Annotated in this window: 11 protein-coding genes; all 11 read right to left on the minus strand. The window is 35.4% G+C overall.

All coding sequences use genetic code 11. From position 1 onward, the window contains the following. Positions 1-23 precede the first annotated feature (23 nt). Positions 24-1,406 (minus strand): aldehyde dehydrogenase family protein, encoded by a 1,383-nt coding sequence (locus tag BW929_RS02370; protein ID WP_076543773.1) that lies wholly within the window; start codon positions 1,404-1,406, stop codon positions 24-26. A gap of 41 nt (positions 1,407-1,447) precedes the next feature. Beyond that, positions 1,448-1,861 carry an acyl-CoA thioesterase gene (locus tag BW929_RS02375; RefSeq protein WP_076543774.1) on the minus strand — a complete coding sequence of 138 codons (414 nt, stop codon included), beginning with the start codon at positions 1,859-1,861 and terminating at the stop codon, positions 1,448-1,450. 55 nt (positions 1,862-1,916) lie between these two features. Next, positions 1,917-2,930: a LacI family DNA-binding transcriptional regulator gene (locus BW929_RS02380; RefSeq protein ID WP_076543775.1), complete on the minus strand. Its 1,014-nt coding sequence runs from the start codon at positions 2,928-2,930 to the stop codon at positions 1,917-1,919. Positions 2,931-2,949: 19 nt separating this feature from the next. Continuing rightward, the gene (locus tag BW929_RS02385; protein ID WP_076543776.1) at positions 2,950-3,441 is read right to left on the minus strand and encodes a hypothetical protein; all 492 of its coding nucleotides are present in this window, start codon (positions 3,439-3,441) and stop codon (positions 2,950-2,952) included. 30 nt (positions 3,442-3,471) lie between these two features. Next, positions 3,472-4,482: an inositol 2-dehydrogenase gene (gene iolG / locus BW929_RS02390; RefSeq protein WP_076543777.1), complete on the minus strand. Its 1,011-nt coding sequence runs from the start codon at positions 4,480-4,482 to the stop codon at positions 3,472-3,474. A 39-nt stretch (positions 4,483-4,521) separates the two neighbouring features. After that, entirely contained in the window at positions 4,522-5,418 is an 897-nt protein-coding gene (iolE, locus tag BW929_RS02395) for a myo-inosose-2 dehydratase (protein ID WP_076543778.1), read from the minus strand. Between the two features lie 17 nt (positions 5,419-5,435). Further along, the gene (gene iolD, locus BW929_RS02400; protein ID WP_076543779.1) at positions 5,436-7,370 is read right to left on the minus strand and encodes a 3D-(3,5/4)-trihydroxycyclohexane-1,2-dione acylhydrolase (decyclizing); all 1,935 of its coding nucleotides are present in this window, start codon (positions 7,368-7,370) and stop codon (positions 5,436-5,438) included. A 72-nt stretch (positions 7,371-7,442) separates the two neighbouring features. Next, positions 7,443-8,234 carry a 5-deoxy-glucuronate isomerase gene (locus BW929_RS02405; protein WP_076543780.1) on the minus strand — a complete coding sequence of 264 codons (792 nt, stop codon included), beginning with the start codon at positions 8,232-8,234 and terminating at the stop codon, positions 7,443-7,445. Positions 8,235-8,256: 22 nt separating this feature from the next. Further along, positions 8,257-9,276, minus strand: coding sequence for a 5-dehydro-2-deoxygluconokinase (gene iolC, locus BW929_RS02410; protein ID WP_076543781.1), 1,020 nt, complete (start codon positions 9,274-9,276; stop codon positions 8,257-8,259). Between the two features lie 21 nt (positions 9,277-9,297). Then, the gene (locus tag BW929_RS02415) at positions 9,298-10,263 is read right to left on the minus strand and encodes an ABC transporter permease (RefSeq protein WP_076543782.1); all 966 of its coding nucleotides are present in this window, start codon (positions 10,261-10,263) and stop codon (positions 9,298-9,300) included. Positions 10,264-10,288: 25 nt separating this feature from the next. Then, entirely contained in the window at positions 10,289-11,782 is a 1,494-nt protein-coding gene (locus BW929_RS02420; RefSeq protein ID WP_076543783.1) for a sugar ABC transporter ATP-binding protein, read from the minus strand. Positions 11,783-11,823: the final 41 nt, after the last annotated feature.

The raw sequence follows: 11,823 nt of genomic DNA on the forward strand, positions 1-11,823 counted from the left end.
TTTTAGTATTAACAGAAAATCAATTAAGCTTCTTCACCAAATAATTCTTCATCACTTGGAATCTCAGCTTCAATTGGTTTTGAAAGCCAAGTTACATTTAAGAAATGTTTAAGAGTAATATTCTCTGTTGTAATATTACCACCCCAGGTTCCACAGCCTAAACTTAGGGTAAAGGGCATACCATTATTCCAGTTACCACTATTACCATAACTTTGAGACTGTCTAACCATAATTCTGCTTACTGGAGCAAAAGCACCCAGCTTTTCAATATGCTCATCATTTGTAGAGTGAATTCCACAGGAATGGCCTAAGCCCTGGAATCTTAAGATCTCTTCAACTCGTTTTAGGGCATTATCAAAGCCACTATATTTATAAACTGTTAAAATCAGTGACAGTTTTTCGCCGGAATAGGGATACTCTTTACCTACCCCATCTTCTTCGACAATAAAGAATTTAATATCATCTGAAATATCAAGCCCTGCTGCATCTGCAATTATTTTGGCAGAGCGGCAGATTAAATCAATATTTAAATGGTAGCCGTCAACAAAGAATGCATCCTGCAGCTGCTGCTTTTCTTCTTTTGTTGTAAAATAACCACCCTGTTTCTGCAGTTCTTCCATTAATTCATCATAAACAGATTCCTCTACTATCAGTGAGTTTTCTGTAGAACAGCTGGTACCATTATCAAAGGTCTTACCATTCATAATTTTTTCTGCTGCATCTTCTAAATCAGCTGTTTCATCAACAATAATTGGTGCATTTCCAGGGCCAACTCCATAAGCAGGAGTTCCCGAGGAATAAGCTGCCTTAACCATGGAGCCTCCACCGGTAGCTACTACCAGATCACTCTGTGACATCAGCTCATTTGTTGCTTCAATTGAAGGTTCTTCAATAATCTGGAATAAATCTTTTGGTGCACCTGCCTCTTCTAGAACATCTCTCATTAAGTTAACAATCTTAGTAGATGTTTTCTTGCTGCGTGGATGAGGTGAGAAAACAATAGCATTTTTCCCTTTTAAAGCAAATAAGCCTTTTACAGGAGGAGTTGCTTCACAGTTGGTTACAGGTACTATACCACTAATTACTCCTACTGGTTTAGCAAATTTAATAATTCCCTCTTCTTTATCTTCTTCAATTTTACCCATAGATTTTAAATCTTTAATATCATTCCAGGTTCCTTTTACTTTTTTAGTAATTTTAACCCGCTTATGTTCTACAACACCCATTTTGGTTTCTTCTACAGCTAACTCTGCAATTTCTTGAGCATCTTCTTCATTTGCTGCAGCAGCTGCTACTTTATTACATAGTTCATCAATTTCTTCTTGGCTGTAATCTGCAATCTGATCCATTGCTTTTCTTGCTCTATCTATCATTCCAGAAACTAACTTTTTTGCTTCTTCACTCATTAATAAACACTCCTTTTATAATAATTAATCTTATTATTGTTTTATAAACTGTCAAAACGTCTAATAATTTCATTATCGATTTCACTTTCATCAACATTTAATCCATGTTCCATTGGGTCTCCATTTTCATCAACAAAAACGAAGGTAATAAAACAATCTGCAACTATATCTTCTGTATTATTATTTTTATGTGCTTTTCCATAAACTACAAAACTGGTCCTGCCAGATCTAATCATTTGTGTTTCAATATTTAAAATATCACCCTTATCAGTTGGAATATAAAAGCTGAGCTCATGTATTTTTACACAGACAATATTTTCTGGGTGTTGAGTAGTTTGAGCGCCATTAATAAAGCAGGCTTCGACAAACCACTCAGCCATTCTTCCTGCATAAAGGGTCCCATGATGATTTAAGTTATCCGATTTTACTAAATGTGAAAAATTCATTTTTTTCATTAATAACTCCTTTTTAAATTCAGACAGAATGAATTAATGATTTCAGTACTTCAAGCTATGTCGTTTTTCTAATTTTTAATTCAGGTGTTAATATAATTTGACTTTTAAATTCTTTATCAGAATTACTTTTTATTTTTTCAACAAGTGTTTCTAAAGCAAGCTTTCCCATTTCATATTTCGGCTGAGCTACAGTAGTTAGTTTGATTTCCGAAAGTGAAGAAAAAGAAATATCATCAAATCCGATAACAGCTATATCTTCGGGAACTCTTAACTCAGCTTCCTTTATAGCCTGAATTGTTCCTAAAGCAAGTAGATCATTATAACAGATTACTGCATCTGGAAGCTTAGATTTATCAAACCTAGTTAGAATCTTTTTCATTAACTCATATCCACTTTCCTGATCATATGATCTCTTAACACTGGTTATAAATTCGTCTCTTACTTTTATATTATGCTTTGCTAATGCCTTTTTATATCCCTTAAGTCTTTCCTTATTAGCAAATCGTTCTTCTCCAGCACCTATAAATGCTATTTTCTTATAGCCTTTTTCAATTAAATGGTCTACAGCCTTTTCTGTTCCCAGAACATTATCTACAATAACAGATGTATAATTTTCCATCGGAATAAAGGAACTGATAAAAACTGCCTTAATTTTAGATTTTAATAATTTTTTTAAATGACCCAGATCTTCAGAACTTGGGGTGATAATTAGACCATCTACCTGTTTCTGCAGAAGTGCGTTAACATAGTGCTCTTCTCGATCTTTGTTCCAGTTCGAGTTGCAGAGGAAAATATTATAACCTGCAGTTGCTGCAGCTTCTTCTACTCCTCTGGCAACCTGGGGGAAAAATGGATTAGTTATATCAGGTATTACAAGTCCTATTGTCTTGGTCTCCTTGTTTACTAAGCCCCTTGCAATTGCATTTGGTTGATATCCCATTTCATTTGCTTTTTCAATAACTCTTTTTTTTGTGTCATCATTCACATCAGGATGATCATTTAATGCCCTTGATACAGTAGCATAAGAAACTCCTAATTCTTCTGCGATTGTTTTTATAGTAACAGCCAAATTTCCCCACTCCTATTCTCTAATTAGTACATTCCAGTATTTTATTATCGTGTATTATTTTAATAAATTCTTCGAAGTCCTTAAAATACTTTGTCGTTTCAAATTCTATCACAACCAACTCATTGCCACCAGAATAAACCTTGAACTTACCATTAAGCATACAAATATCAAGTTTAATACTGTCCATATTTTTATAATAGATCTTCTGCATACTATAACCTAAATAATTATCGGTTATTTCTTCAAAACCTTCCTGCAGAATTAAGATACCGTAATCAGTAGCAATTAATAATTTAGCAGGACTGAATGGTTCAGGTCTATTCTCATTATCAGATATTTCCTCTCTGACAATAAAGATTACATCAAGTATATCTTTGTTGTCCACAAACAGTGTATCATCTTTCAGCACTTTTTTTAAGATATAATGTGCTTTATATCCCTGAGAAAGTATATCAATTAATTTTTTTTCAACTCTTTCTTTAAGTTGGTCTCTATTTTTAATTTCTGTCACAAAATCACCCCCCAAAGCTTTTTTAGGCTATTACTTTATTTCGGAAAGTTTAACAGGTCTGTTTTCTTCTAATGATTTTTGTGCAGCTTTTGCAATTAAAATTGGTTTTATGCCATCACGGCCGTCAACAGGTACCTCAGTATCATTGACTACAGCATTAACAAACTGCTTCATTTCTTCAGCAAAAGACTCCATATATCTCTCTAGGAAGAAATATAAAGGTTTTTCTGCTTCAACTCCATCTTTGGTGCTCAGTACAGCTGTGGAAGGCTTATCATTACTTACCTCTACTGCTCCTTTTGAACCAAAAACTTCTGCTCGCTGATCATAACCATATACTGCCTCTCTGCTGTTGTTGATTACTGCAATAGCGCCATTGGCCAGTTTTAAAGTTATTACTGCTGTATCAATGTCTCCCGCTTCACCTATCTCAGGATTAACTAAGACTTCACCAGCTGCATAGACTTCTTCAACTTCACTTCCAGACAGGAATCTTACCATATCAAAATCATGAATAGTCATATCTAAAAACATACCGCCAGAGCCCTTAACATATTCAATTGGAGGGGCTTCTGGATCACGTGATGTAATATTGATCAGATGTACATCACCGATTTTTCCGCTTTCTACATTTTCTTTTACAGCCTGGAAGTTATGATCAAATCTTCTATTAAAACCAACTTGGAATTTGACACCAGCTTTTTCTACAACGTCAAGAACTTCTTCAATTTTAGCTAAATTTTTATCAATTGGTTTTTCACAGAAAACATCTTTTCCTGCTTCAGCTGCTTCAATTGACATCTGGGAGTGAGTATCAGTAGATGAACAGACCAATACTGCATCAATTTCTGGATCATCAATTATTTTTTTATGATCCTGATATACATTTTTAATTCCAAGTTCTAAAGCAGCCTTTTCTCCTTCTTCATTTATATATGGGTCAGCTACTGCCTTTACCTCAGCATCTTTAACATAATTCATTATGCTTTCTGCATGAACTCTTCCAATCCGACCAAAACCTATAATTCCTAATTTTATCATTTAAAGCCCTCCTGATTATTTATATTTACTAATTATTTTTTATAGTCCAGTTTTTTCTTTAATAAATTCTCTGGCCTGAACAGCATATTCAAACGGATTAGCCTTTGCTGGATCCTGTTCAGCTTCTACAACCATCCAGCCCTCATAACCAGCTTCTTCCAGGGTTTCAAATAGAGGCTCAAATTTAATTGCTCCATCACCTGGAATAGTGAAAGCACCCATCTTAACTCCATCTAAGAAACTTAAACCTTTTTCTTTGACTTCTTTTACTACCTCATCTCTCACATCTTTTAGGTGTACATGTGCAATCTGATCAACATATTTTTTCAGCAGATTTTCTACAGCTGCCTGAGTACCTTCAGAATAATAAATGTGGCCGGAATCAAATAATAAATAAACATCATCATTTGTCATTTCCATAAATTTATCAACTTCTGCAGGAGTCTGAACTCCAGTTCCCATGTGGTGGTGAAGTGAGACCTTCATTCCCTTTTCTGCAGCTAATTCGGCCAGCTGATTATAGCCTTCCGCTATTTTTTCCCATTCTTCCTGACTGAATTCAGGTTTTTCTTCAAAAATAGCTTTATCTAAACCCTGAATACTGTAGCTTTGCTCAGAACAGCCAATTACTTCAGCACCCATTTCAGCTAAGAAATCTCTATGTTCTATAAACTTTTCAATGGTTTTTTCTTTTTTGCCCTCTGCAAAAAAAGTGCTGAACCAGGCATTACAGATCTGAATTCCTCTACTCTCTAATTTAGATTTTAATTCTTCCGGATCAGTTGGATACTTATTTCCAACTTCACTGCCTGTAAATCCTGCCAGAGCCATCTCGCTTACACACTGCTCAAAAGTATTTTCCGCTCCCAGTTCAGGCAGATCATCATTAGTCCATGCAATTGGTGCTATCCCTAATTTCACTTTGTTTTTATCCATAATTTTCTTTTCCTCCTCTAATATTGTCTGGCTTTTTTGATTTCGTTTTCTAATTCCTGGTGTGCCTTTTTTACACTGTCTTTCTTTGCTACCTCAGGCACTCCAACTCTCCACCAGGAGTCATAACCGTGAGTCATTGTTTTTGGTAAAACTTTCACATCTATTAAAGTTGAGACCTCACTTTTTTGGGCTTCTTTAACAGCCTCTCTTAATTCTTCAATATTTTTGACAGTAAAAGTATTTACACCATAAGCAGCCGCGCTGGCAGCAAAATCAATCGGAATTAAACAGCCGTCCAGCTCTCCACTTTCCTGGTTTCTGTATCTGAATTCTGTACCAAAACTTCCCATTCCCTGAGACATCTGCAGGTTATTGATACAGCCAAAAGCCATATTGTCAAATAAAATAACATTAATTTTTTGACCTTCCTGAATACTGCTTATTAATTCAGAATGAAGCATTAAATAACTGCCATCTCCAACCATTGAATATACTTCTTTATCGCCAGCTGCAAGTTTTACTCCATATGACCCTGAAATCTCATAGCCCATACAGGAATATCCATACTCCATATGATAAGTCCCGGGTTTTTTGGGTCTCCAGAGCCGCTGTAAATCTCCAGGTAAACTGCCCGATGATCCCACAACTATCGAATCATCAGCAAGTAATTTATCTAATTCTCCTAAAACTGCTGTCTGAGTTAATACACTTTCTGTATCAGCATTAAATTCTGTCAGTACTTCATCAATATGTCCTGCTACTTCTGGAGTAAAATTATCAGCGTTATATTCTAAATTAAATAATCTTTCTGATTCCTGCAGCCACTCAGCTTTTACTTCTTCAATTTCATTCTGATATGAGCTGCTGTAATCAGCTTCTTTTAGGGTCTCAGTTAAAGATTCTAAGGCAAGTTTAGCATCTGCAGTTACCGGCAGAGCATCCATTTTGTAAGCATCAAATTCGCAGACATTAATCCCTATAAATTCTACCTCCGGGTTCTGGAATAACTGTTTGGAAGCAGTTGTAAAGTCCATAAAGCGGGTTCCAACCCCGATTACAAGATCTGCATCTCTGGCAATTTTATTGGCTGCAGAATTTCCTGTTACACCAATTCCACCGAGATTAAGTTCATGATCCCAGACAATTGATCCTTTACCAGCCTGAGTTTCACCAAATGGGATTTTAAATTCTTCGGCAAATTCTTTAAATTCTGCTGCTGCCTCTGAATATCTAACTCCTCCACCACAGATTAAAAGTGGCTTTTTCTTTTCTTTAATCAGCTGAGCAGCCTCAGCCAATACTCTCTGGTTGGCAGGTCTTCTTTCCAGATGATGTACTCTCTTTTTAAAGAACTCTTCTGGATATTCATAGGCTTCTGCCTGCACATCCTGTGGTAAAGATAAGGTGACCGCACCTGTTTTGGCAGGATCTGTCAGCACTCTCATTGCATTAATCGCAGCTGTCATCAGCTGTTCCGGTCTATTAATTCTATCCCAGTATTTGCTTACAGATTTAAAGGCATCATTTGTTGTGATATTATAATTTTCTGGATGCTCAACCTGCTGCAAAACTGGATCGGGCTGTCTGCTGGCAAAGGTATCTCCAGGCAGTAATAATAAAGGAATTCTGTTGGCTGTTGCAGTTCCTGCTGCTGTTACCATATTTGCCGCTCCAGGTCCAATAGAAGAAGTACAGGCATAAATTTTTTGTCTATTATTTTGTTTGGCAAAGGCTGTTGCTGCATGGGCCATTCCCTGTTCATTTCGCCCCTGGCGAACTATTAAATCTCCTGAATCTTCTTCTAGAGCCTGACCGAGCCCCACAACATTACCGTGTCCAAAGATTGTAAATACTCCCTCTACAAATTTCTTTTCCTGACCATCTACTTCCAGATACTGATTATCAAGAAATTTTACCAGTGCTTGAGCAACTGTTAATTTTATTGTACTCAATTTAACTCCTCCTATATTAAATATCAATTAAGAATTGACTTATGCTTATTTAATTATTCAAAGTCTATAAGTTTATTTTTCAGGCCAAATTTTAGCATCTTTATCATAGAGCCAGGTATGCTCAGGAATATCTATTCTATCAGTCCAGGGATTAGATTCTAAATGTCTAATCATCCAGCAGATATACATTGCATATCCTGGAGCAGATGTCTGCGGATGTGATAGGCCGCCGGGAATAGTTACAGTATCATTATGAGTAACTCTAACTACATCATCATCTAAAAAGGCAGCACCAAAGCCCTGTGGTTTATTAAATCTGTAGTAATAAACTTCCGGCTGAGCATGGCTGTGGGGTGGGAAACTTGACCATTTTCCGGGATAAGTAATTGATTCACCCATAACCATGTTAGAATAAGGAGCAGTTTCATAATCAAAAACTGTTCTTACCTTTCTGGTAGCTGTATTATTCATTAAACCATCACCAAACATATCAACCCTGCAGTCTTCTGGTTTGTAGAATACAGAATCAAAATCTTTATCATTTCTGGTCTTCTGAATCAGTACTTCTGACTGTGAAAGAGCTTCAACTTCTACCTCTACCCCTTTACTTACATGTAGTACCCAGGGCTCTTCATCAAAACAGGATTCTCTTTCTGCTTTTTCTTCTTTACCCTCCCATTTATAAATAATTTCTCCATTTATCAATAGTAAGGCCATTTCTTTTTCATCACTTTTTAGTTTGAAATTTTGATCAGCTTCAAGACTTAAAACTCCAACATCCATCAGCATTGTGCTATATTTGCCGTCTAATTCTGTAATTTTATTATAACCTAATTCAAATTCATTTTCTCTTTCTATTAACATTTTAAAACCCCTCCTAAATAATCTAGTCTCTAACTACTCTTTCCCCGTATTCTTTTTTCTTTTCTTCTATAAATTCTTTGATTTCATCTGCTGTAGGCATCGCATCTGAACAGCTGTGAGCTGAGACCAGCATTGAGGCAGAAGCACTGCCAAATTCTAAGGCATCAAGAATATCCCAGTCTTCTAATAAACCATAGATGAAGGCAGAAGCATAAGCATCTCCACCACCAAAAGACTTAATCATTTCTACAGGGAAGATCTTAACATCATAACTTTCCCCTTCAAGAGTATAGGCGGTTGATCCTTCTTTACCGTGTTTAATTACAACTAGTTTACTGTTAAAGCTAAACCAGTGTTCTGCAACCTCTTTATCAGTTCTATCTTCTTCCTTAATTATCTTTTCCATATAGTTAAACTCAGAGCGTGAGCCGATAATTATATCACTTTTTTCTGCCACCTTGGTATAATAAATACCTGTTTCTGCTTCACTCTTCCAGGAATAAGGGCGGTAATCAATATCAAAAATAACTTTAACATTATTTTTAACAGCATATTCTACTGCCAGTAAAGCCGCCTGACGGGAAGGCTCAGCTGATAAAGCAGTACCCGAAATTAATAAAGCTTTAGAATTCTTAATATAATCTTCGTTTATGTCATCTGTGCAGAGTTTTAAGTCAACTGCTTCATTGCGGTACATTAAAATACTGCTTTCTGTCTTGCTTTTAATTTCTGTAAAAGTCAGTCCTGTTTTGGCACCAGAGCTGTCAACAGGCATATTTGAAATATCAATACCTTCATTTTCAAAATACTGCAGCACATAATTCCCAAATTGATCATCTGCAACACGGCCAATAAAACCTGTCTCTTTATTTAAACGAGCCATTCCTATTGCTACATTGGCGGGTGAGCCACCTACATATTTTGTGAAAGTTTCTGTCTCTTCCAAAGTTGTGTAGAGTTCATTCGCATTTAAATCTACTGCAGCTCTTCCGAGTGCAATTAAATCATATTTTTTATTCTGATCAAAATTTATGTTATTCACTCAAATACCTCCTAAATCAATTTATGCTTTTTTCCTTCTTAAAACATCAATGTAAACAGCAACTATAATAACTGTACCCAAAACAACTGTCTGCAGACTAGCTGCAACTCCTAAAAGATTAAGACCATTTCTGATAACTGCAATTATCATGGCACCAATTAGAGTACCCCAGATAGTACCAACTCCACCAAGGAAACTTGCTCCACCAATGATAACCGCTGCAATTGCATCTAATTCGTAACTTAAACCGGCATTAGGATAGGCTGCATTTACTCGACCCATTAAAACAATACCACCCATAGCTGCCATTAATCCAGAAATGGTATACACCCAGGTTAAAACCTTTTTAGTATCAATACCTGATAATCTTGCTGCTTCCGGATTTCCACCAACAGCATAGATATGTCTACCAAGAGTAGTTTTATTTAAAAAGAAGTGAAAAAATACTACAACAGCGATTACAAGAATAAAACTAAAAGGTATCTGCCCTATATAACCTGAACCAATAAACTGAACCCAACCAGGTAAGCCAGAAACAGGAGAAGAATTAGTTATAATCAAAGCCAGACCTCTAGCCACATTCATCATACCTAAAGTAGAAATAAATGGGTGAGGTAGGTTTAATCTTGTTAGTAAAAGTCCGTTTGTTAAACCAGCTGCTGCACCAACTGCAAGTACAATTAAAATTCCAATAACAGGATTGATTCCATAATTAACAATTGAAAGACCACCAATTGAAATAGATAACGCCAACACAGATCCAACTGAAAGATCAATACCAGCAGTCAGAATTGCTAAGAGCATACCTGATGCTACTAAAGCATTAATGGAAGCCTGCTGCAGTACATTAGTTATATTATTTACTGTTAAAAAATATGGTGAAATAAAAGATAAAACAATTACTAAAAATAATAGTCCAAATAAAGCTCCTAACTTTTCAAAAATTATGTTTTTCCATTTAATTAAGTCATTATTTGCCTTTTCCATTTTTTAATTTTCCCCCTTAAAATTATTAACTTACAGTAGCTGCACTCATGATTTTTTCTTGAGTGGCTTCTTTTACATCCATTTCCGCAGTTAGTTTTCCTTCACTGATCACTAAAATTCTATCACTAACCCCTAAAATCTCTGGCAATTCTGATGAAACCATAATTACTGATTTACCCTGACCTATCAGCTCATTGATAATATTATAAATTTCTACTTTTGCACCAACATCAATACCTCGGGTAGGCTCATCAAAAATAAATATCTCAGCACTGGTATTCAGCCATTTACCAATTACAACCTTCTGCTGATTACCTCCACTTAACTGTTTTGCTTTAGTGTGAATTCCAGGAGTTTTGATTTTTAAGTTGCTTACATATTTCTCAGTGTCTGCTGCCTGCTGTTTTAAATCTAATAAAATATTTTTCTTATATTTGTTTAAATTAGATGAAACAATATTAAATTTAACAGTCTGATCTAAAAATAAGCCCTGAGTTTTTCTGTCTTCTGTTAATAAGACCATTCCTTCTTCTAGAGCATCTTTAGGATGATTAATTTCAACTTTGCGGCCGTTAATGTAAATATCTCCACTGTCTTTTTTATCTGCACCTATAATTGTTCTAACTAATTCTGTTCTGCCAGCTCCAACCAGACCTGCAATTCCCAGCACTTCACCTCGATGAGCTGAAAAAGAAATATCATTAACAATTTTGCCGCGTTTTAAATTTTCAACTCTTAAAACTTCTTCGCCTCTATCTATATCTATTTTAGGATACTGCTCATCAATATCTCTTCCGACCATATCCCTTACTATGTCTTCTTCTGTAACATCTGCTATATTATTAGTAGATACATACTGTCCATCTCTTAGAACAGTAACTCTATCGCCAATTCTTTTGGCCTCACTTAACTTGTGAGATATGAAAATCATTGTTACACCTTGTTCTTTCAATTTCTCCATAGTTTTCAAAAGTTCATTTACCTCATCTTCACCCAGAGAAGATGTTGGCTCATCTAAAATCAATAAATTAACATCTACAGAAAGAGCTTTTGCTATTTCGACCATCTGCTGTTTCCCTACACCTAAATCCTGTATTTTAGCAGTAGGACTAATATCCTGATTCAATCTTTTTAAAATATCGCTTGTTCTTTCTTCCATATATTTGCGGTCTATTATTCCTAATTTTTTATTCTTTTTAATTTCTCTTCCCATAAAAATATTTTCAGTTACATCTAACTGCTGAATTAAATTTAATTCCTGATAAATTGGTATAATTCCATTATCTAAGGCTGTTCTTAAATTGTTTTCTTTAATCTCTTTTCCATCAATTGTGATTTTACCGCTGTCTGGCTGATGAAGACCTGTTAAAATTTTAATTAAAGTTGATTTTCCAGCTCCATTTTCTCCGATAAGAACATGAATTTCACCTTTTTTAACTTCTAAATTAACATTATCCAAAGCTTTAACTCCAGGAAAAGTTTTTGTGATATTTTCGATTTTTAAAAATGTTTCGCCCATAAGCTCTCCTCCTAAATACGGCCCCGTTTAAGGGGCCGCAA

This window comes from Halanaerobium kushneri, assembly GCF_900156285.1.
Lineage (GTDB): Bacteria > Bacillota > Halanaerobiia > Halanaerobiales > Halanaerobiaceae > Halanaerobium > Halanaerobium kushneri.